Here is a 20,575-nt window from a genome sequence, read left to right as displayed (position 1 = left end):
GGCAAAGGAGCCTTTTTCGTTGCGGAACGCGGCCGTCAGCGGCGGATCTCAGTGGCGGATCGTCACGTCCATGCGCACCGGCGTCACCTGCTCGTAGGTATGCTTGACCGTGCAGCCCTTGTCGATGTGGCGGGTGATGCGCTCCTTGAGCTTCGCGGCGTCCTCGTCGGAGAGGCCGGCGTCGATCGCGTCCACCACGACCTGCTCGTTGAAGTTGATGTACGCGTCGTTGTCGGCGTCGTAGGTGCCGTCCACGACCACGCGCGCGCCCTTGCCCTCGCCCAGCGTGTGCGAGACCGCGAACTCGCTGGACAGCGCGGCGCAGCCGGCCAGCGCGATCTTCATGAGGTCGCCCGGGGTGAACACGCCCGCGCCCTTGCCGAACTTGATGTGCGCGCCGTCCTCGGAGAACGCGTCCCACGAACCGTCCTTGTTCTTCTCGACCCACAGTCGCTTGCCCATATGTCCTCCTTGGTCAGGGATCGCCGACGGCGATCGTCACCAATAATGTAGCGCGACCGTGCGTCCCGCGTCACCCCACGGCTGAATCCGGCGCGCTCGCCATGATCGCCGCCGCGCTTGCTAGACTGGGCCGCATGGCTTTGACACCCGAACAACTCGCGGACATCCGCGCCCGCATCCCCGCGCGTCCCGTTACGGACATCCCCATGCCGTACGAGGATCTGGTGCGCACCATCCTCACCGAGGGCACGCTCAAGTCCGACCGCACCGGCACCGGCACGATCTCCCTGTTCGGCCGGCAGATGCGCTTCGACCTCAAGGACTCCTTCCCGCTGCTGACCACCAAGACCGTGTTTTTCAAGGGCCTCGCATACGAGCTGCTGTGGTTCCTCAAGGGGTCGAGCAACGTGCGCTGGCTGCAGGAGCACAACGTGCACATCTGGGACGAGTGGGCGGACGAGAACGGCGACCTCGGCCCGGTGTACGGCGTGCAGTGGCGCAGCTGGCCCGCGCCCACGCCGGACGATCCGAACCGCACGATCGACCAGATCGCCAACGTGCTCGAGCTCATCAGGACGCACCCCGACTCGCGCCGCATGGTCGTCTCCGCGTGGAACCCGGCCGAGGTGGAGCGGATGGCCCTGCCGCCCTGCCACGCCCTGTTCCAGTTCTACGTGGCCGACGGGCGTCTGAGCTGCCAGCTCTACCAGCGCTCGTGCGACATGTTCCTCGGCGTGCCGTTCAACATCGCCTCCTACTCGCTGCTCACGCTCATGATGGCCCAGCAGACGGGGCTCGAGCCGGGCGAGTTCGTGTGGACCGGCGGCGACTGCCACGTGTACGACAACCACATCGAGCAGGTGCTCGAGCAGCTCTCCCGTGAACCGTACCCGTACCCGCGCCTCGAGATCGACAAGGCCGACTCGCTGTTCGACTACCGCTACGAGGACTTCCACGTCATCGACTACCGCCACCATCCGACCATCAAGGCACCGGTCGCGGTCTGACGGGTCTCCGGCCGGCCGGCGCTCCGGTATCCCGGTCGTCGGCCGGCCCGGCGGTCTGGCGCATCGCATACACTGGCGTCCAGTTGGAAAACCCTCAAGGAGTGATCTGAAATGGAGCACGACAGTAGCCGCAGCGGCTATCACGAACCCGAGCCCGGCGAGTCCGGGCTGCAGGAGGCCGAGGACTGGGGCGACGACATGCCCAAGACCTTCTCGGTCAATCTCATCTGGGCCGAGGCCGAGGACCGTCAGGGGCGTCCCGGCGCGATCGGCTATCACGGCGGCATGCCGTGGCACCTCAAGGAGGATCTGCGGCACTTCCGCGATCTGACCATCTCCCATCCGGTCATCATGGGCCGTCGCACGTGGGAATCGCTGGACCCCAAGCACCGTCCGCTGCGCAACCGCGACAACATCGTCGTCTCGCGCAACCCGCGGTTCGCGGCCCCCGGCGCCACCGTGGTCGCGAGCCTCGACGACGCGCTGGACCTGGCCCGGCAGGAGGCCATTCCGGACGACGGCATCGAGCGCTCGGAAATCTGGGTGATCGGCGGCGGACAGCTCTTCAAGGAGGCGCTGCCGGTGGCCAACAAGGCGTTCGTGACGCTCATCCGCACGCAGGTGGACGCCGACGCCTACGCGCCGGACATGGCCGCGCTCGTGGACGGCGAACTGTGGCACGTGACCGACGAGACCCCGTGGACCGCGCCCGAGGACGCCTCGAGTGGCATTTCCGCGTACCGCTACGTGACGTTCGAGAAGACCCGCTGAACTCCGCTGAATTCCGTTGAATCCGCCGAAGACCGATAAGGAAGCCATGACCGCCGCCAAGCCGTACACCATCATGACCGTCTGCACCGGCAACATTTGCCGTTCGCCCATGGGCGAGATCATCCTGCGCCACTGGGTGAACGAGCGCGGGCTCGCCGACCGCGTCGCCGTCGAGTCCAGCGGCGTCTCCGACGAGGAGTGGAGCCATCCGATCGACCCGCGCGCCGTGCGCGTGCTCAAGGAGCGCGGCTACGGCCCGGAGATCCCGCAGGACCACTTCGCGCACCGCATCACGCCCGACGAGATCGAGCGCACCGACCTGTTCCTGCCCATGACCGCCTCGCACATGCGCGCCCTGCTGCGCCAGCTGCCCGCCGGCAAGCGCGCCGAGGTGCACATGTACCGCTCGTTCGACCCGGACCTGCCCAAGCCGGCGCCGGGCCGCGAAAGCGACATCGACCTCGTGGACCCGTGGTACGGCGGCCGTCACGAATTCGAGGTGGCCATCGACCAGATCGAGCACGTGGCGCCGTACATCATCGACTGGGTGCAGCGGCAGATCGGGGCGTGACGCGGATTCGCCGCGTCGCTCATCGCCGTGCCGCTGCGCGCCGCTTCATTGCGCCGCCGTATTCTGCGCCTTGCGCGTTGTGCCTTGTGCGTTGCATGCGTTGTGGGCGTTGCGCATGATGCGCCGGGTATGACGCATTGCGCGGAACGATCGGCGGCATGCCGTGGAGTTGCCTCGGGATTCGGGGTGTGATTCGGCATATGTCCCGTGTCCCCGGTCTTGTCCCGGCGTGTCGCCGATTTGCGCGTTCGTCGCCTAACCAGTATTATCAATCAAGTTGTCTGCCCCCTTCGTCTAACGGTTAGGACATCAGACTTTCACTCTGACAACGAGAGTTCGACTCTCTCAGGGGGTACTCGGGCGGACTGCCATGAGAAGCGCTGGAATTCAAGTGTTCCGGCGCTTTCTTGTTTTTCGGCCCGGACCGTTTTGGACGGATTTTGGACGGCGACGGTATTGGCCGGGTTGTTCAGGGCTTCCGCGATGAGCTTCGCCTGAGCGGCTTCCGCCTCTTTGTCCAGCTCCTTGCCGTACACGAAAAGATCATCCGTGAACAAGTCCGCGTAATAGTCCATCGTCATTGAGAACGTCTTGTGTCCTGCAATGGCCTGAACCACCTTCGGCGGCACCTTCGCGTGAACGGCAAGGCTCACGGCCGTATGCCGAAGGTCATGCAAGGTCATCGAAGGCAAGCCCGCCGCCTCAACCGACGTGGCAAACCATCCGTCTTTGCTGTCCGGTGGCCGCATGTAATCCGCTTGCGTCAAATGCCGGCCGTCATTGACGGAGCCGGGACGCTCGAACACGAGCGCGTCCGCATCCTTGGACTTAACTGCCTTGCTCAGCAAATCGCCCAGCAAACTCGTGGGGAATACCACGGTTCGGTCCTCGTTGTTCTTCGCCGTGTGCAAATGCCATCCGCTCTTGGACCATACCGAGTTTTCGCACACGCGCACGGAACCTTTGCCTAAATCGAGGTTCTTCACGCGCAAGGCGGTCACTTCACCGAACCTCATGCCGGTGGTCCCCATAAACAGCACCATCGTCCCGTAACCGGGATTCCTGCGAGCGCTCGCGGATTCCGCCAACAGCAACAGTTGACGCATGTTCAGATACCAGCGCGGCTTCTTGACAACCATCCTGGGCAACTCGATGCCGTCACACGGATTGTCGGCTATCCTTTTGTCCTTCACGGCGCGCTTCATTATCATGCCGAACACACTGAGTATGGAGGCGGTCTGTTTGGTGCTGAGCTGCTGCGCCTTGCCGCTTATCCAGCGCTGCACGTCAACATGCCGCACATTGGCAACTGGCGTGGCTCCCCATTTGGGCTTGATATGCGTTTCCCACAGTCCCTCGTATTTGTCGTATGAGTCGGGCTTGATCACGCCCTTCTTGGTTTCCAACCATGCCGCGCCGATTTTCTCGACCGGCTGCTTGCCGCGCTGTGGGTCGATATAGTGGCCCGCGTTCATTTCGGCAAGTATGCGGCTGCGCTCGCGTTCCGCGTCCACTCGCCGCTCGAATCCGCGTTGCTTGTGTTCATGGCCCTGTTGATCGGTGTACCGGAAGCCGAAGCCGTAGCCTTTGGGGAATTTCTTGGCCGCGTACTTGAAAACGCCGTTGCGGGACTTCTCCGTGGTATTGCTCATGCCTGATCGCCCCACATGTCGTGTGCTTCCGAGCTCGTGGTGACGATTTCGTATGGGGCTATCTCGCGGCGTAGTTTTTCCACGCCCTCCTCGGTGAACCGTTTTGCCACGGCGTCGTCCGTGTCCTCGGGGAAGATCACGCCCAGCGTGTCGAGTGTTTTCCTGTCATCGAGAAACGCCTTCCATGCGTCCCATAGTTCGATATTTGCACTTGTGTGTTCGCGTTGCGCGAGTTCGGCCGCGTTGGGAACCTCGATGTACTCGCCGGGTTGATATATGTCTTCGACAAGTTCAGTGTCGCATTTGTCGTTGAATTCGGGCATTGACTCGATTTGCCTAAGTTTTTCAAGATGCTTGCGCGCCATGAGGTGACGATAAGTGGCATCGTCAAGCGCTATGCCGACTCGCTGCGCCTTTTCCATGAAATCGGGGATGGTTCCGGCGAAGGAAACGTGTCCAGTGAACCGGCGCATTGCCTGATAGTTCAGCAATCCGTCGAAGCCGGGGAAATCCGCGCGCAAGAAGGGCTGTTCAAGGTCGATCATGAGGCACAGGGGCGATACCTTGAGCACGTGCGCGAAGCGCAACACCTCACCCATGGTCACGCCTTCGAGCTTGCGGCCCGTCTCTATCGCGGTTATCACGCTGCGCGTCGTGGTACCCTCGCCGTATTCCTCGTTTACTAGTTCCGCGAGTTTTTCCGCGCCGATTTTCTGTGTCTTGCGGCAGCGTTGGAGCCTCTGCCCGAACGTGGATATGGGGGCGTCCGTCGTCTGAGTTTGAGTCATCGTGTCACCGAAGCCTTAATGTTTGCTAAAACTACAACACGCCGATTGTATGCCATGTGAGATTTATATGTCAAACATGAGTTAATGTGATGTCCATCCGGGTGCCAGCCGGACGAAAAAGGGGCCGCGCCGGGTACCAGCCGACGAAGCCCCAATAAGACCACACGCGGCGAACCGCCGCGCCTTCCAACCACGAAAGAAGGTCTCATGGGACACACTAACCCAACTAAGACGCCCGCGAGCGCCGGCGCGTCCGCCATGCTCACCAACGCGCAAACCGCCGCCAAGCTCGGCGTGACCACGAAATACCTCAACAACATGCGTTACAGCGGCCGTGGGCCTGCGTTCATCCGCCTGAGCAAGCGCCGCGTCGTCTACAAGAACGATGTCGTGGAGGCGTGGATGAGGGCCAACACCATCGAAGTGGGTGCGTGACCAGTGAGAGCCGCTGAGATAAGACAAAACCCCGCGTTGGGCGGGGCTTCGGTGACGAACACCACACTACCACCGAACCGGCCCGAGGGCGCTTCTACGCTGGACTATGCCAATTCGCCGGCCTATGTGCTGTCCATGACCGGCCGGTACCTGCTCGAAGCCGCATACGGCCCCTACCGGCTCGCCGTCAGCCGCCATATCGAGGACACGGCCCGCTTGGCCGCGCTGACCGTGTACGCCGGGCACGTCGCGCCCCAGCCGGTCACGTTCACGGCATGGACCGGCGACCCCGCCGCGTGCACGATAACCGCGCTCGCCGCCCTGCTGCTGCCTACCGGCGTGATCATGTCCGCGAGCGCGTTCCACCCGTCGAATCCGGTGGTCAAGGTGGCCGGCTTGGACATGGACGTGAGGACCGGGACGCTGATCGATATGCAGTTGCTGCCTTCACATGCCCGGATGGACGCGGGCCATGTGCGCAACCGCATTGCCGACAGCGCGCGCGCCAACCGGCTGGCGGTGATCGACGCGAGCGAACGGCGTGCGTGTTCCGTGCTCTGCGCGGTGGCCGGGCTTGCGGGCGGTGATTGGCCGCGCGTGGCCCGTCTGCTGGCGGGTGGCATCGATGGGAGGTGAACGGTGGCGGTGTATGCGAACGATGATGAGTTTTGGGAGTCGTCCGACCGGCTGCGGTACATCCGTGACACGGCGAGGGCGACAAGGAGCGCGCCGTGGGCCGTGTTGCTGGCGACGCTTGTGCGCGTGGCGGTTGTGACTCCGCCCAACGTGGTCACGCCCAGTTTTGAGGGCAAGTGTCCCGGCCCCTTTAACATGTTCGGCGCGATCATCGGCCGGAGCGGTGACGGCAAGGGGCTTGCCACGGGCGTGGCGGCAAGCTTGGTGCCGGACTTGCGGGGTGCGGCCACGACTATCCCGGTGTCGGGCGAGGGACTGCCGACCCTGTTCAGCGTGCGCGAACCCGAGGATGGCGGGGACGCGGACGCCGGCGACGAAGGCAAGGGCCGGACCGTGCTCAAGTGCGTGAACACTCGCGCGTTCCTGAACGTGCCCGAGGTGAGCGTGCTGGGCGCGGCCATGAACCGACTCGGTTCGACGCTCACTGGCTCGCTCGCTAGCGTGTGGAGCGGGGAAACGCTTGGCGGGCAGAACGTCAACCCGGCCAAGCGGCTGAAGGCGGTGGCCTATGGGTATCGAGTGGGCATGATCGTCGGCGTGCAACCGGGCAACGCGGACGCGCTGACCGGTGAGGACACCACGGGCATACCCCAGCGCATCCTATGGGCCACGACCTTGGACCTTGACGCGCCGAAGGTCAGGCCCGAAGAGCCGGCCGGAGAGTTCGGTTTCGACGCCGCCAAGCTCAAGGGTTATGAACCCACGCCGTTCAACCTGAGCGGCCTGTACAAGTCGGGCGACTACTGGAGCTACCGCAACAGTGACACGGGCAAACCCCTGTACCCGCTGCACCATCTGACATATCCGCAATGCGTGTACGACGCGATGGACCCCGACGCCTACGACCGGTTGCACGGCACGCGCCCGGACGGCATGGACGGACACGCCCTGTTCTCCATGGCTAGGACGGCCGGCGTGCTCGCCATCATGGAGCAGCGCGAGGGCATGGAACTGACCGTGACGGAAGACGACTGGGCACGCGCCGAATACATCGCCAAACGATCACGCGAGTTCCGCGAGCAGTGCATGAACGCGGGACGTAGGGAACGCCGTGGCAAACGCCGCGACGCGCTCGCGGACGAACTCGTAGCCAAGGACGAGGCGCAAGAGATAGCCGAGCGCGAGAAGGCGGAACGCGACTATCGCCGATACGCCAAGCGCGTTGAAAACGCCTTGACGAAGCACGACGCGAAGCGTGAGGGCATGGCCGGGTACATGGTTCAGAAGAAAACCGGCATATCGACCGCCGACACCTACCGGACCATCGAACGCATGTACACGGAAAACATGCTGGACAAGATCGGCCCCGACCTTGGCGAAGGCCACACGGCGTCGCAACTGTGGGCGCTTGTGAGCGCGCCCACGCCCAGTGTCTAGCGCCTAGACCGTTAGACACCTACTGCCGCAAGGGATTACGGCATTCTAGACAAAACCGTCTAGAAACTAGACGACCCTCACAGTCTAGAAGTCTAGAACCCGTCTAGAATGCCGAAACCCAATAAACACAACGTGTCTAGCACTCTAGCCGCTAGACAAGCCATGTGAGCGCGAACGACCGGACGAAACGAAAACCGGGCCGCGCTCGCCGGCATTCATCGAAGGGAGATTCACACCATGGATTACGACAAGGTGCGCCGCCGCTTGGACGTGGTGGCCGAGGGCCGGGCGTCCGACCGGCAGTTGCTGGCGGTGATCGCCGGCGCGTTGGTTGACTTGGCCGAGAGCCAAGCCCACATAGCCGCCCTATTGGAACGCATGACGGACGAAAGGGGGCAGGCGTGATGGGCAAGCCCAAGCGATTTCGGATGAATTCGCCGTTTTACCGCTCGTATCTGAAGGCGAAAAGGGCGAACGAGGAACGGCGGAAGGCGGAACGCGCGAACCGGGATTGCCCCGAGGGGCCGAGCCGGGACACTGCCGGGACGGAGCCGGGACAAGAGCGGGACGGAGGCGAACGATGAGCGGGCCGACGAGACGCGACCTGTGGCCGACGCAACGGGCGTTGAACTTGGACTTTCACGCGGACCCGTCGAGGCAGCGCACCGACGCCAAGCATATGGCGGTGGAGTGTATGCGGGCGATGGCCCACGCCTTGCAGACGGGCGGGGTGGAGCGCTTGAGGGTGAACGTGCCCGCCGACCCGGCGACCTCCGCCGTATTGGGCGCGAGCCTGCTGCGGTTGGCCGCGCAGATCGACGGCACGGCCCACGAGGTGAAGCGGGCCCCGGTTCGACGCCGCGGCCGCTAGTGAGGAGGTTTGAAATGAACGGACATGCCGACACTTGGGAGGGGCTTATCTTGGAGCGGCCCACCGACAAGCGGGGGCGTAACGATATGCCCGCGCTGCTGTGGGACGCCTACGTGAACGATTGGTTGCCCCTCGAACAATTCGCCATAGGCCTAGAGGACGCTTGGGTGGGTTGCGAGTGGCCGGGGCGTCAAGTCCTTGGTAGTGGTTGCGGGGAAGAGTGGAACGAGATGTTCGAGCATTGCGGGTACTTGGAGAACACGACCATATCCGCCTATCCCGAGACGCCGCCCGCCATTCTCTACCGTGCCGCGCCCGAGTTCTACAAGACTGGCATGAGCTGGACGGACGATTTGGAACAAGCCAAGTGGTTCAACGACCGCAATAACGGATACTTTCATATTCAATCGAGGATATGGACATACAGGCCTTCCGGCACTCGGGAGCTTTTAGCCCATTTTCACGACCCGGTTAACTCGCGCGGCGAGCATGAATGGGTATTGAACGACATGGAGATTGACGAGGAACGGATAACGCCCCTCGGTGAGTGAGAACGTTCCAGTGAACCGGGGGCATACCCCCATATGCCCCCTCCCGCCTGGCCTCGGCTCTCCCCGGCGCATAGCGCCAATATCTCCCCGGTTTCCGGTAACAGTAACGCGTTACGGCAACGGCATCGGCGTCGCCTGCCGTAACGCCATCCGTGGCGAAACGGGCTGGTGCGGCGGCGCGACGGCGCCGAAGATCGAAGCCCGGCCGTGTGGAAAAGCGATCGTAAAAAAATCCCGACTGTGCCCGAGGTTCGGACTGGACATGTGGGCGGGGGTGGCCCCCCACTCCGGCGCGGTGGCGTTCGCGCGAAGTTCTGACGAACGGCGGCACGCCGACTTGCGTTAGTCTACTTAACTAGTCTAAAATGTATAGGTAGGTAGACAGAAAGCGAGGTGATGAATGACCCTTAAGGAACTCCGAGAGGCGAAGGGCTGGAGCCAAGCCAAGCTAGCCGAGGCAAGCGGAGTGCCGCGCCCGGTAATAGCCGATTACGAGCGTGGCGCGAAGGATTGGCGGAACATGCCGTTGGAGCGGGCGATAGCGCTCGCGAACGCGCTTGGCTGCGACGACCTTCGACTGATCGGAGAGTGAAATGTGAAAGGCCCCGAGGCGATGGAACCGCCCCGAGGCCGGACGCTTCACAGATAACGAAACCCTCACCTAGAGCAAATCATTAGCCGGAAGCACGCTCCATCATACCCGTGGGCGTGCCTTCCGGCATGGAAGGAAACACCATGAACCGTTACGCACTCACGTTCGCCCTGTGCACCACAGCGTGGGCGACCTGCGAAACCCAACCGCTCACGGCCCTGTTGTTCGCCGCGTTCGCGCTCGCCGCCCTGCCATGGCGCAAGCGCACGAGCCGGAAGGGGGCGACCCGATGAACACGAGCATTCGCGTATGGAACTCGAACCCCAACTACCGGTACTCGAACCCGTTGGAGTTCGACAATCAGGCCGACCCCGGCCGTCCGCTCCACGTCAAGGTGTCCGACGACGGCACCGTGACGATCATGATAGGCGACCGGTACCCGGCCGTCGCCACGCTCAACTGGCGTCAGGGCGAAGACCTCGCGCGTTTCCTCACCGGCGTGAACGAGGAGGTGGAGCGATGAGCCACGTCATAAAGTGCGATCGCTGCCGCCGCCGTTTCCGCATGGGAGCCAAGGACGCCGAATATTGGAATCTCGTTTTCAGGGACGGCCGGCCCACGGCGGTCCTGTGCCCCGACTGCCAAACCGACGCGGAGGCGCTGGAGGCGCAAGTGAACGAGGCCACGCTGGACTACAGGCGCGCCCGCGTCCTGCCCGACGGGCGCGCCTGCGCGCCCTACAAGAGGACGGAGGCCCTGCGATGACGCGACCCCGCTGCAACGACTGCCGCCGCCCCTACGACATCACGGCCCCCGACGCCCACATGTGGGAGTGCGTGAGAACCCGAGACGGCCGCGCCCTGCGCGTCCTATGCCCGAGCTGCGCGAACCGGTACCGGTTGCCCGCGAGCGCGTCCGTGAGCCTGTGGGACGCGCTGCGCATGGACGCGGCCCGCCGTCTGCGCCGCACGATGGTGAGGGGAGGCGTGAGATGAGCACGCCGATAATCGCGCTGAAACCCCCGACGGAACCCCTGCCCGACCTCTCTCTGACCCATTCGCCCGGTTTCGTGCGCGCGCTGGACGAGGCGCAAGGCTCGCTAATCCTGTTCGAGAGCGCGCAATCCGATTTCGCCCTGTCATTCACATGCTCGATGACGTGGTTCACCGAAGGCGAGCATGAAACCCGCCTGTCGTTCTACATGGAGCCGGACGCCGCCTATTGGCAGTTCGAGGGGCCAAGCGAACCGTGGAGGCTCGCCGGACAGTCAACCATGCTGGCCGTGTGGCTGCGCGACGTGACCCGCGTGATCGATTGGGTCGTGCGCGCCTACCCGAACGTGCGAATCGAGGGGGAAACGCTATGAACGCCACTGTGACCGCCGTGACGCCGCGCCCCCTGCTGCACGCCGAGCATTCGCCCGGCTGGACCAACGAAACCACTGGCGACGGCGTGACAGTCCTGTTCTCAAGCGTGCAACCGGATTTCGGATGGCAGTTCGAGACGGACCGCATGGAGTCGGGCGACCTGTCCGCGTGCCTGTGCCCCGACACTGGGGCGCGCCGCCTGTTCAGCGAGGAGATAACCCCCGACATGCTCGCCGACCTCGGCAATGCATGCGACCGGTTGCAAGCGTGGCTGGACGACTGCGCCGAGGCGCTGGCGTGGCTGCAAGCACGGGAGCGGGAGGCCGGGAACTGAAGCACGCCGGACGGCGCGCCAACGCCGCCCGGCCGGCACAACCATCGCGCCCCGGCTCCACCGCCACACGCCGCCATCCCAGGCGACGCGGGAACCGGACGCGCAACCCCGGTGAGAACCACGGAACCAAAAGAAAACCCAGCGACGAAGGCCACGGAACGCTTGCAGCACCCGCAAGCGCCGTGGCCTTCACCGCGTTCGACGTGGGGGAGGACTCCGCAACCGAAGCCGGCGAAACCGCCGGTTGGCATGTCAGATCATGCGTGCGCGCAAAATCCCTGTTTTTCCCGTCGAACCCGCGCGTCCGCCGCGTTTCACCGCCTGCGACGAAATACCGGGACCCTTGCGGCTATTGCGCTCGCCAACGATGTCGAGGGCCGCAACGATATTCGCGGAAGCCTTGCGCGAGGGGTGGGGGATAACCCCGTGGGCCGGTCGGGAGACCGCCGGTGAGGCGACTCGGAAGTTTCTTGAAATCAAACATTTTGGAGGCGGGCCGGACGCCGGAACTTTTACGGCGGGCGGCGGCGGTGATCGTGGCCGGAGCCAAGGGTAGGGGCGGTGAAATCCTAGAATCCACGCCGGCCGGAACACTACCCGCGTATGCGCTGTTCCTCTCTCCCCGAGTTCGCCGTGAAAATGCCGGGGGTCGCGCGCGAGGGGCGGTTTCAAGCCGTTTGCGCCGTGTTCGGCCTTACATGCGTAGGCAATACAAGAAACGGCCCTGTGGAGTCTCGCGCGCGCGATGGGGTACCCGATACCGGAGGGAGAGGCGCAGCGGCCACGCGTGTGGTGCATCGGAGCCGTTTCGGCCGGGGATTCCACCGCCCCCACCCGGTTGGCGGATGCTGCTAGGATGCTGCGCGACGCCGTAACACGCGGTGTCCCCGTTGATATGACGGGCCGTTACCGGCGGAAGCTGGTAGCAAAAAGGCCCGGTGCTGGAACATCGGGCCTTGTTGTGGTTATCGGCTTTCGCCCCTAACCAAAGGTTACGAAATGAATCATATCACGATGCACGGCAGCATCACCGTGAACGGGCGTACCGTGATCGTCCACGTGGGCGACGGCGAGGCGTTCGCCACGGTTGACGGCACGCGCTTCAATGTGCGGAGCCTATGGCAGCTGTACCAGCTGCTGAAGCTGATCGTGTAGCGTTCACGAAAGGGCGCGGCGACCTTCGGGCCGTCGCGCCTGTAACCTGACCCCGAGACGTCCGCGAGCGCTCGCCGTCTTTTTGGACGGATTTTGGACGGCATCAGCGTGATTTATGATGTTTAACGTGATATGCATGATAGCCGGAAACGTTGGAATTCCGCTATTCCCAGCTATCGCAACGGCCATTACTTAGAATTCGACTCTCTCAGGGGGTACCACGGTAGAGGCCTTGTGAATCGCAGTGATTCCAAGGCCTCTCGCATATTCGGCGTGGGAGCGGCCCCACGTTTTAACCCTTAACCCTTTTTGGGAGCGATTTGGGAGCATGCCGTTAGGATTCCGTCGCTTCGTCGTCCGCTGCCTTCGCATAGTCGTCCAGATCGGACTCTCTGGGGATGCTCGCCGGCTCCGGGTTCCATGGGGTATCGTGGCCCGGAGCCTTTTGCTTCCAACGGCTTCGGGTCATCGGCGCGGCACTCGGTCGCTCGTGCGGGAACCCCGGCGCCGGCCGATGCCACCAACAATGCCATCATTGGCGCTACTCCGCCTTCCTAGGGCGGACTGCGCGGCGTGCGGACATCTACCCGGCCTTCCGAGGGCACCACGATGTGTGGATCGGCGGGCTCCATACGTGTAGCAACCGCGGTATTCCGCGGTATTTCAAGCTTCCGCAGAATCTCGAGCCCGCCAATGCCTCCGGTCAATGCCCTCGGAAGGCCGGGTAGATGTCCGCAAACATCAAAATCTGCCCTGGGAACGGGGGATATCGCGTATTTTGCTGGCATACGGTCCGTATTGCGTGGATCGCACGCTCGTTGCATCGATCGGCGTTGTCTTTGCTCCGGGACCAGCTTCCTCCGCACTGGATTCGCTCAATCCGTGCATGCCGAACCATGGATTGAGCGGATCCAGTGCGTTGCAAGCCCCAGTGGCCCGGTAGCGCACTGGATTCGCTCATTATGCCCCAATCGGTCCGCGGATTGAGCGGATTCGGTGCGGGCGGGCGGACGGAACTCGGCATGCCAGTCCGCATGCGCCGGTCATCGCCATGCCTTGCTACGCTGGACTGCGGCATGAACGTCCAACGGGACGAGTCCATCCAGTCCATCAAGACAAGGGAGCCTTACGATGAGCACCGTGAATGAGAAGAACACCGCCGTCGCCGTGATCGGCTGCACGCACGCCGGCACGTTCGCCGCGCAGTCCATCCTGCAGGAGCACCCCGATTGGCGGGTGCACGTGTTCGAGCGCAACGCCACGCTGTCGTTCCTCTCGTGCGGCATCGCGCTGTGGGTCGGCGACCACGTGTCCGACCCGAAGAAGATGTTCTACTCGTCGCCCGAGGCGCTCGCCGCGGCCGGCGCGACCATGCACATGCGCACCGACGTGACCGCCGTGGACGCGGCCGGCAAGACCCTGCACGCGCGCGACCTCGAAACCGGCGAGGAGAAGGACTACGCGTTCGACAAGCTCGTGGTGACCACCGGCTCCAAGCCCGTCATCCCGCCGATCCCCGGCATCGACTCCGAACACGTGCTGCTGTGCAAGAACTGGGATCACGCGCTGGCGATCAAGGAGCGCGCCAAGGACGCGAAGTCCGTGGTCGTGGTCGGCTCCGGGTACATCGGCGCCGAACTGGCCGAGCAGTTCAGCCTCGCCGGCGTGAAGACCACGCTCGTGGACGCGATGGACCGCGTGCTCGCCAACAACTTCGACGAGCCGATCACCGCGCAGGTGGAGCGCGCGTTCGCGGACCACAGCGTGGAACTCGCGCTCGGGCAGAAGGTCACCGCGTTCGAGGACACGGGCGACGGCGTCACGGTCGTCACCGAAAAGGGACGGTACGACGCCGACTTCGCCGTGCTCGCCGTCGGATTCCTGCCCGCCACCGAACTGCTCAAGGGACAGGTGGACATGCTGCCCAACGGCGCGATCGTCGTGGACGAGTACATGCGCGCCAGCGTCCCGGACGTGTACGCGGCCGGCGACTCCGCCACCGTGTTCTACAACCCGACCAGCAAGCACGACTACATCCCGCTCGCCACCAATGCGGTGCGCCAGGGACTGCTCGTCGGGCGCAACATCGACAAGCCCACGCGCAAGTACATGGGCACGCAGGCCACGTCCGCCGTGCAGCTGTACGATCTGTCGCTGGCCGCCTCCGGACTCACGCAAGGCGGCGCCGAGCGTCGCGGCCTCGACGTGCGGCTCACGGAGCTCACCGACGACTACCGTCCCGAGTTCATGCTCACCACCACGCCGGTGACGAGCCTGCTCGCGTGGGACCCCGCCACGCGCGAGGTCAAGGGCGGCCAGTTCCTCGCCAAGGCGGACATCTCCGGCGCCGCGAACGTCATCTCTATGGCCATTCAGGCGCACTTCACCATCGACGATCTCGCCAACGTGGACTTCCTGTTCCAGCCGAACTTCGACAAGCCCGTCTACTACGTGGGCGCGGTGGCCATGAAGGCCGCCGCCGAAGCGGGGGAGTAGCGCGGTCCGGTCCGATCTGGTGCCGGGATGCCTTGATGGCGGAACGGCCTGATGGCGGCCCGGCGGGCTCCGGTCCGTGTCCCGGATCGCATCCGTAATCGGAATCGGATGCCGTATCAATCCGCATCCGTTTTCGGTCACGGATGCGGATTGAGACACGGCGGCCGCCGAATCTGTCTTGGACCGCATCCATTTCCATTTTTGGATGCGATCCGGGACGCAAAGGCCGCCGAATCTGTCCGCAATCGCATCCCGGCTCCGGCCCATGGAAGCGCGAATCGATTTCTGACCTAACGCGTCGGCAAAGAGGGCCGAAAACCGCGGTTTCCGTGACGTCATTCCGCCGTTTTCGAATGGCCTTCCGGCTCTGCTGCCCCGCGCATAGGTCAGAAATCGATAGCCACGTCTGCGGCGGGAATATCGGCGTCGATCCGCGGCCGTTCAGTCGTAGTAGCGTCTGCCGGAGCATTCCATGCGCAGCTGCTCCTTGCGCTCCAGCAAATCCGACCTCAGAAAGACCGCGGAATTCCCCTGACGATGCTCCGTCTGCCTCGCATAGTTTTCGCGGAAGTAGACCTCGCTGACATGGACGGCTTCGGCCGCGTCCCGCACGTTTCCGTATATCGGATCGTTGATTCGCCTGTAGACGTCGGTGAAGCCTTCGATCGCAGTGGACAGGCGGTTCATCGCTCTGATGAGTTGGGCTTCGTTGGCCATGGTATCCTCCTTGATTGTTGTTTCGCCCACATGGCGTTGAGCGCCGGGCGCTGCGTTGCGTCCGACGGTTGCCCAGCATAATGGATGCGACGGCTGCACCGGCGGTCATTGGATGGATGAAGATTGCGCCTCCACTTTGGTCCGCTGCATGGTGCCGTGCTTTCCGGCGGGAGACTGTTCGGGACTCTGGCGGCGTAAGCTTCCGCCTTCTTGCCGTTCCGTCTTTCGTCGGTGGTCGTCCGGAAGGCGTGCCGTGGCGTTTGCCATAGCGCGTGGTGTGACGGTTGGCGTGGCATGCCCTTGCTCACAGGGTGAATGCAGCTGGATGACATAAGGAGGAAAGACGAAAACCGTTGGTGTTTCAACGGTTTTGCTGGAGAGTGCCCCGGATGCGATTCGAACGCACGACACCCGCTTTAGGAGAGCGGTGCTCTATCCCCTGAGCTACCGGGGCAACGGTGTTCCATTGTACATGGGTTTCGCGCCGGGACGCGCTGTCTCAGCGCAAATGTTCCAATCCGCGGCCCCGTCATTCGCAGGTTGGAACGAATGACGGCAAAATGGCCCTTCCGCGGGGCTGATTATGCGTCATATGGTCCAAGCTGCGTGGAAGGGATCGCAGGTTGGAACGAATGACGTGGGAAGCGCGAGACGAGATGGGAGTGCTGGAGGAAGCGGCGGAGAGGACGGGAGAGACGGAAGGGGCGGAAGAGCGCAGGCGGCGCTCGGCTCCGCCCGGAACAACGGTGGAAGTGCGGTAAATGATCGGCGTGGCGCGGGCACCGGATGGGATCGGGCCGGTAGGGTGCGAAGTCGGTGCCGAAAATGCGGGGTGCGGGAAAGGCGGTCACATGATACGGGAATCCGCGAAGCGCGGTGCGGGGCGGTTCGGAAGGCAACCCGGGGGAAGCTCCGGGACGAAATTGACGGGGAAGTACGGTACGCCGCCGCGGGGAGTCCGCAAGCGCACCAAGGCCGTCAAGGTCGTCAACGCTCCCAAAGCCGGACGGTCGTCCCGGTCCCGCCGCTCTCCCTGGCGTGCGATCCTCGGTGTGCTCGCATTGGCCCTCGGCGCGGCGGCCGGGCTCGGCACGCTGGCCCGCGTGCTGCCGGGGGAGCTCATGGCGCTGCCATACGTGCCGATCGTGGTGGCGTTCGAGCCGTGGTTCGCGCTGGTGGCGCTGGTGGCGCTGCTGCTGTCGCTCGCGTCGCGCCGGTGGCTGACCGCGCTGATCATGATCGTGTGCATCGCCGCGCAGGCGTGGTGGCAGTACCCGTTCTTCAGCCCGTCGTCCGCGCTGCCGTCCGGCGCGACCCGCGCTCTTTCCACGGCCAACCCGAACCCGATCGACATGTACGCCCGCGTGATGACGTGCAACGTGTACAAGGGCGCGGCGGACGCGGAGGCGATCGTGGAGGCCGTGCGCGACGAGCGCGTGGAGGTGCTCGCCCTGCAGGAGACCACCGCGGACTTCGTGTCGCGGCTCGAAAAGGCGGGCATCGGCAAGTATCTGCCGTACAGCAAGGTGTCGTCGTCGGACGGCGTGTACGGCAACGGGCTGTGGTCGGTGACCCCGTTCGCGGACACGGTGGACGACGAGGTGGATTCGAGCGCGTCGTTCATGCCGGCGGGCACGGTGACGTTCGGCGACGGCAAGGCGCAGGTGCGGTTCGTCTCCGTGCACACCACCGCGCCGGTGCCGGGGTACTGGTCGCTGTGGAGGAAGTCGCTCGACGAACTGGGCATGATGCGCTCGCGGGCCGACCGGCGCTACGTGTTCATGGGCGATTTCAACGCGACGTACGACCATGCGCCCTTCCGGGAATTTCTGGGCGACCGGTTCACGGACGCGGCGCGCTCGGCGGGCAGGGGCCTCACGCTCACATGGCCGACCGACAAGTCGCCGGTGCCGCGGTTCGCCGGGATCGACCATGTGGTGGTCGACCGGGGGATCGTGGCCGGGCGGATGGAGACCAAGGTGATTCCGGGGTCCGACCACGCCGCGCTGCTGGCGACGATCGCCGTGTCCTGACGGCTGCGGACCGCCCGCCAAGGCAAAGGATGGCACGTTGTTTTGCTCTGGGTGAAATCCCTACCCATGCCGCGCGCAGCGGATTAATACAGGAGGCGAGAAGGGCCTGTGAGGTATCGGGCCCGGCTAGTGATTGGAGTTTCTCATGGCTGAGAAGGAATTGGTCGCGGAGCTGAGCGGCGCTCAGGTGGTTCAGGACGTGCTGGCCATCGCCAAGAAGTACGGCAAGGACATCACCTTCGAGCAGGCCGACAAGCTGTTCGGCCACATTCTGCAGACCAAGTCGGATACCGCCGCGCTGGACGGCGATACGCTGGAGAAGCTGGTCGACGAGTACTTCGGCTGATCGGCTGAACTCATAAGACGATTGGGGCCGGTTCCGCATGGACGCGGGACCGGCCCTTCGCGTTGTTGAAGACTTTGTCTGGGCTGCCCGTAGGCGAGGTGAGGGGCCGTGAAGGCCCCGAAGGGCACTCAGGACAGATTGTTCTGGGCCGAGCCGTGAAGCGGGTAGCCCTGTGGGCTGCCCGTAGGCTCGGCCGAGCGCCCGTGAAAAGGGCGCAAGGAATGAGCGAGGCTCGCCGGCAGGCGAGTCAGTGATTGCAGGGCCCGAAGGGGAGCCGTATGGCGGGAGCCCCGGTGGGGCTTCCGTAGGCGAGGGGAGTCGCCGCGAAGGCGGTGACAGGTACTCAGGATAAATTGTCCTGGGCCGAGCCGTGAAACGGGTAGCCCGGTGGGCTGCCCGTAGGCGAGGGGAGCCGCCGCCAAGGCGGCGACGGGCACTCAGGATAAATTATCCTGAGTGCCGGCGGTCGCTTCGTTTGCGCGCTGCTCGGCCTGAGCGGCGTCGAGCTTGGCGCGCACCTCGTCGAGGAGGCCCTGCGCGCGCTTGGCCAGCGCCTCGCCGAGCTCCCACTGGCGCATGGACTGGTCGAGGTCGAGACCGCCGGTTTCGAGGGCCTGCACGGCCTTGATGAGCTCGTCGCGCGCCTGCTCGTACGGCATCCTGGCGATCGTCTCGCGCTCCTTGTCGGTCAGGCTCGAGGCGGGGGTCTTGGATTCGTCGGTCATGGTCGCATCTCCTACTTTGTTAAGTTCCACTAAGTTTTGCCGGGTTCTCGGATTTTCCTAGGCTTCGGCGGTCGCGTCGCCGACGGCGTCCGCGGTGGCCGTGATGCGCCCGCGGCGCAGGGTCAGGGTGAGTTCGTCCCCGGGCCGGACGGCGGAGGCGTCGGCGAGCACGTGGCCGTCGGCGGTCTGCACCACCGCGTAGCCGCGGTCGAGCGTGGACTGCGGGCTCAGCGCGGTGAGCGAGGCGCGCAGCTTCTCCACGGTCATGGTCTCGTAGTCGGCCATGCGCCGCAGGCCTATGTCCATGCGCTGGCGGGCGTCGTCGAGGAAGCGCTGGTGGGGTTCGAGCATGGTGAGCGGCTGCCTCAGGCTCGGACGGTTCGCGTAGCCTTCGATGAGCCGGATCTCGCCGGCGATGCGCCCCTCGATCCGCAGGCGCATCTGCTGGCGGGCGGAGGCGACGAGCTGGAGCTGCTCGCGCACGTCCGGGACCACCTTCTTGGCGGCGTCGGTGGGCGTGGAGGCCCTGAGGTCCGCGGCGAGGTCGATGAGCGTCCAGTCGTCCTCGTGCCCCACGGCGGTGACGAGCGGGGTGACGCAGTCGGCCGCCGCGCGCACCACGCCCTCGTCGGAGAAGCCGATGAGGTCCTCGAACGCGCCGCCGCCTCGCGCCACGATGATCACGTCCACGTCCGGGTCGGCGTCGAGCTTGCGGATCGCGTCGATCACGTCGGCCGGGCACTGCTCGCCCTGCACGTGCACGTGCACCACCTTGAAGTCCACGACCGGCCAGCGCAGGCGCACGTTGGTGATCACGTCGCCCTCCGCGCGGGCCTGCGGGGCGCAGATGAGCCCGATGCAGCGCGGGAACTCGGGCAGCGGCACCTTGCGGTCGGCGTCGAACAGGCCCTCGCCCTTGAGCGTGCGGCGCAGCTGGTCGATCTGCGCCTTGAGGCTGCCTCCGGCGCCCACGCGCACGATCGCGTCGCCGCGGAAGCTCAGGGAGGTGCGCTTCATCCACACGTTCGGCCGGCCGTGGATCGTCACGCGGTCGCCCTGCACGAACGCGGACGCGGCGGCGGCGAACTGGCCGAAGCCGTTGACCTCCATGGCCACGTCCTCGAAGTCGTCGCGCAGGGTGAGGTACACAGAGCCGGCGCGACGGGAGTTGATCTGCGTGATTTGGCCGGTCACCCACGCGCCGGGCCAGCGCTCCACGGCGTCATGGAACTTGCCGGACAGCACGCTCACCGGCCACGGCCGCTCGACCGTGGTGTCCCGGGCGAGGCGGGGCAGCTCCTGTGACGTCTGGGCGTCGGCGTTTGACATGTCGATCATGGTCATTACTTTGGGTCACCGGCCCGACAATCACGGGGCTCTGCGCCGAGGATGCGAGGGGAGTGTGACGACGCTCACAAAAGGCCCTGCCGAGGCTTGTCCAAGGCCCGCCGGACCCGTGCGGGCAACACGCCGGGACCGGGCGCGAGGGCGTCCGATTTTGGGCGGAATGACGCCGAAATCACTAACCCTAGTGTTTTTCCGTCACATGTTAACTAGATATTGGGGTCGGGTTGTCGTACATTCTTCTATAGCAATCCGACTTACACGAATGTAATTTGCCGCGCCCCG

General features: G+C 64.6%; 26 protein-coding genes and 2 tRNA genes. 21 read left to right on the top strand and 7 right to left on the bottom strand.

Translation table 11 applies throughout. The features are described from left to right. Positions 1–48: 48 nt before the first annotated feature. Positions 49–462: an OsmC family protein gene (locus DSM100685_RS01760; protein WP_152349656.1), complete on the bottom strand. Its 414-nt coding sequence runs from the start codon at positions 460–462 to the stop codon at positions 49–51. A gap of 134 nt (positions 463–596) precedes the next feature. Between DSM100685_RS01760 and DSM100685_RS01755 the strand changes: the two genes are divergently transcribed. The 4 genes from DSM100685_RS01755 to DSM100685_RS01740 all read left to right on the top strand — a co-directional run bounded on the left by DSM100685_RS01755 (position 597) and on the right by DSM100685_RS01740 (position 3,166). Then, positions 597–1,469, top strand: a complete 873-nt coding sequence (locus tag DSM100685_RS01755) for a thymidylate synthase (protein WP_152349655.1) — start codon at positions 597–599, stop codon at positions 1,467–1,469. 111 nt (positions 1,470–1,580) lie between these two features. Beyond that, positions 1,581–2,240, top strand: coding sequence for a dihydrofolate reductase (locus DSM100685_RS01750; protein WP_152349654.1), 660 nt, complete (start codon positions 1,581–1,583; stop codon positions 2,238–2,240). 46 nt (positions 2,241–2,286) lie between these two features. After that, on the top strand, positions 2,287–2,811 hold the full coding sequence (locus DSM100685_RS01745; RefSeq protein ID WP_152349653.1) for a low molecular weight protein-tyrosine-phosphatase: 525 nt from the start codon (positions 2,287–2,289) through the stop codon (positions 2,809–2,811). Positions 2,812–3,094: 283 nt separating this feature from the next. Then, positions 3,095–3,166, top strand: a tRNA-Glu gene (locus tag DSM100685_RS01740). On the opposite strand, the gene DSM100685_RS11160 is transcribed toward DSM100685_RS01740, so the two are convergent. Then, the gene (locus tag DSM100685_RS11160) at positions 3,129–4,286 is read right to left on the bottom strand and encodes a tyrosine-type recombinase/integrase (RefSeq protein WP_420837366.1); all 1,158 of its coding nucleotides are present in this window, start codon (positions 4,284–4,286) and stop codon (positions 3,129–3,131) included. The genes DSM100685_RS01740 and DSM100685_RS11160 overlap by 38 nt on opposite strands. Positions 4,287–4,459: 173 nt before the next feature. Continuing rightward, positions 4,460–5,251, bottom strand: coding sequence for a helix-turn-helix domain-containing protein (locus tag DSM100685_RS01725; RefSeq protein WP_152349652.1), 792 nt, complete (start codon positions 5,249–5,251; stop codon positions 4,460–4,462). Positions 5,252–5,458: 207 nt separating this feature from the next. Between DSM100685_RS01725 and DSM100685_RS01720 the strand changes: the two genes are divergently transcribed. The 15 genes from DSM100685_RS01720 (at position 5,459) to DSM100685_RS01665 (ending at position 15,125) form a co-directional block, all read left to right on the top strand. Then, a complete protein-coding gene (locus DSM100685_RS01720) occupies positions 5,459–5,686 on the top strand; it encodes a helix-turn-helix transcriptional regulator (RefSeq protein WP_152349651.1) in 228 nt (75 codons plus the stop codon). Positions 5,687–5,737: 51 nt separating this feature from the next. Next, positions 5,738–6,322 carry a hypothetical protein gene (locus tag DSM100685_RS01715; protein ID WP_152349650.1) on the top strand — a complete coding sequence of 195 codons (585 nt, stop codon included), beginning with the start codon at positions 5,738–5,740 and terminating at the stop codon, positions 6,320–6,322. Between the two features lie 3 nt (positions 6,323–6,325). Continuing rightward, positions 6,326–7,759, top strand: coding sequence for a hypothetical protein (locus DSM100685_RS01710; protein ID WP_170284979.1), 1,434 nt, complete (start codon positions 6,326–6,328; stop codon positions 7,757–7,759). A 237-nt stretch (positions 7,760–7,996) separates the two neighbouring features. Then, the gene (locus tag DSM100685_RS10655) at positions 7,997–8,164 is read left to right on the top strand and encodes a hypothetical protein (protein WP_163200850.1); all 168 of its coding nucleotides are present in this window, start codon (positions 7,997–7,999) and stop codon (positions 8,162–8,164) included. Between the two features lie 175 nt (positions 8,165–8,339). Further along, positions 8,340–8,630, top strand: a complete 291-nt coding sequence (locus DSM100685_RS01705) for a hypothetical protein (protein ID WP_152349648.1) — start codon at positions 8,340–8,342, stop codon at positions 8,628–8,630. Positions 8,631–8,644: 14 nt separating this feature from the next. Further along, complete coding sequence (locus tag DSM100685_RS01700) at positions 8,645–9,181, top strand: hypothetical protein (RefSeq protein WP_152349647.1); 537 nt, start codon at positions 8,645–8,647, stop codon at positions 9,179–9,181. 400 nt (positions 9,182–9,581) lie between these two features. Further along, the gene (locus tag DSM100685_RS01695) at positions 9,582–9,773 is read left to right on the top strand and encodes a helix-turn-helix domain-containing protein (RefSeq protein ID WP_152349646.1); all 192 of its coding nucleotides are present in this window, start codon (positions 9,582–9,584) and stop codon (positions 9,771–9,773) included. Positions 9,774–9,916: 143 nt separating this feature from the next. Then, positions 9,917–10,066 (top strand): hypothetical protein, encoded by a 150-nt coding sequence (locus DSM100685_RS10650; RefSeq protein ID WP_163200848.1) that lies wholly within the window; start codon positions 9,917–9,919, stop codon positions 10,064–10,066. Then, complete coding sequence (locus DSM100685_RS01690) at positions 10,063–10,296, top strand: hypothetical protein (RefSeq protein ID WP_152349645.1); 234 nt, start codon at positions 10,063–10,065, stop codon at positions 10,294–10,296. The genes DSM100685_RS10650 and DSM100685_RS01690 overlap by 4 nt, the downstream gene beginning before the upstream one ends. Beyond that, the gene (locus tag DSM100685_RS01685) at positions 10,293–10,538 is read left to right on the top strand and encodes a hypothetical protein (RefSeq protein WP_204314228.1); all 246 of its coding nucleotides are present in this window, start codon (positions 10,293–10,295) and stop codon (positions 10,536–10,538) included. The genes DSM100685_RS01690 and DSM100685_RS01685 overlap by 4 nt, the downstream gene beginning before the upstream one ends. After that, the gene (locus DSM100685_RS01680; RefSeq protein WP_152349644.1) at positions 10,535–10,768 is read left to right on the top strand and encodes a hypothetical protein; all 234 of its coding nucleotides are present in this window, start codon (positions 10,535–10,537) and stop codon (positions 10,766–10,768) included. The genes DSM100685_RS01685 and DSM100685_RS01680 overlap by 4 nt, the downstream gene beginning before the upstream one ends. Beyond that, the gene (locus tag DSM100685_RS01675) at positions 10,765–11,139 is read left to right on the top strand and encodes a hypothetical protein (RefSeq protein WP_152349643.1); all 375 of its coding nucleotides are present in this window, start codon (positions 10,765–10,767) and stop codon (positions 11,137–11,139) included. The genes DSM100685_RS01680 and DSM100685_RS01675 overlap by 4 nt, the downstream gene beginning before the upstream one ends. Further along, entirely contained in the window at positions 11,136–11,474 is a 339-nt protein-coding gene (locus tag DSM100685_RS01670) for a hypothetical protein (protein WP_152349642.1), read from the top strand. The genes DSM100685_RS01675 and DSM100685_RS01670 overlap by 4 nt, the downstream gene beginning before the upstream one ends. Before the next feature lie 999 nt (positions 11,475–12,473). Continuing rightward, the gene (locus DSM100685_RS10645) at positions 12,474–12,629 is read left to right on the top strand and encodes a hypothetical protein (protein ID WP_170284978.1); all 156 of its coding nucleotides are present in this window, start codon (positions 12,474–12,476) and stop codon (positions 12,627–12,629) included. A 1,131-nt stretch (positions 12,630–13,760) separates the two neighbouring features. Next, the gene (locus tag DSM100685_RS01665; protein WP_152349641.1) at positions 13,761–15,125 is read left to right on the top strand and encodes an NAD(P)/FAD-dependent oxidoreductase; all 1,365 of its coding nucleotides are present in this window, start codon (positions 13,761–13,763) and stop codon (positions 15,123–15,125) included. A 441-nt stretch (positions 15,126–15,566) separates the two neighbouring features. Here DSM100685_RS01665 and DSM100685_RS01660 read toward each other — a convergent pair whose 3' ends face one another. Beyond that, positions 15,567–15,842 (bottom strand): hypothetical protein, encoded by a 276-nt coding sequence (locus DSM100685_RS01660; RefSeq protein ID WP_152349640.1) that lies wholly within the window; start codon positions 15,840–15,842, stop codon positions 15,567–15,569. 381 nt (positions 15,843–16,223) lie between these two features. Continuing rightward, a tRNA-Arg gene (locus tag DSM100685_RS01655) sits at positions 16,224–16,296 on the bottom strand. Between the two features lie 589 nt (positions 16,297–16,885). On the opposite strand from DSM100685_RS01655, the gene DSM100685_RS01650 reads away from it, so the two are divergent. Continuing rightward, positions 16,886–17,875, top strand: a complete 990-nt coding sequence (locus DSM100685_RS01650; protein ID WP_420837365.1) for an endonuclease/exonuclease/phosphatase family protein — start codon at positions 16,886–16,888, stop codon at positions 17,873–17,875. A gap of 145 nt (positions 17,876–18,020) precedes the next feature. Further along, the gene (locus tag DSM100685_RS01645; RefSeq protein WP_152349638.1) at positions 18,021–18,221 is read left to right on the top strand and encodes a hypothetical protein; all 201 of its coding nucleotides are present in this window, start codon (positions 18,021–18,023) and stop codon (positions 18,219–18,221) included. A gap of 437 nt (positions 18,222–18,658) precedes the next feature. Here the strand turns inward: DSM100685_RS01645 and DSM100685_RS01640 are convergent, their stop codons facing one another. Both DSM100685_RS01640 and xseA read right to left on the bottom strand, forming a co-directional pair. Continuing rightward, positions 18,659–18,946, bottom strand: a complete 288-nt coding sequence (locus tag DSM100685_RS01640; protein WP_152349637.1) for an exodeoxyribonuclease VII small subunit — start codon at positions 18,944–18,946, stop codon at positions 18,659–18,661. A 57-nt stretch (positions 18,947–19,003) separates the two neighbouring features. Next, positions 19,004–20,284 carry an exodeoxyribonuclease VII large subunit gene (gene xseA, locus DSM100685_RS01635; protein WP_239512612.1) on the bottom strand — a complete coding sequence of 427 codons (1,281 nt, stop codon included), beginning with the start codon at positions 20,282–20,284 and terminating at the stop codon, positions 19,004–19,006. Positions 20,285–20,575 lie beyond the last annotated feature (291 nt).

This window comes from Bifidobacterium avesanii, from assembly GCF_009299475.1.
In the GTDB taxonomy this organism is placed as follows: Bacteria; Actinomycetota; Actinomycetes; order Actinomycetales; family Bifidobacteriaceae; genus Bifidobacterium; species Bifidobacterium avesanii.
This window is presented reverse-complemented; position numbering and strand designations above follow the sequence as displayed.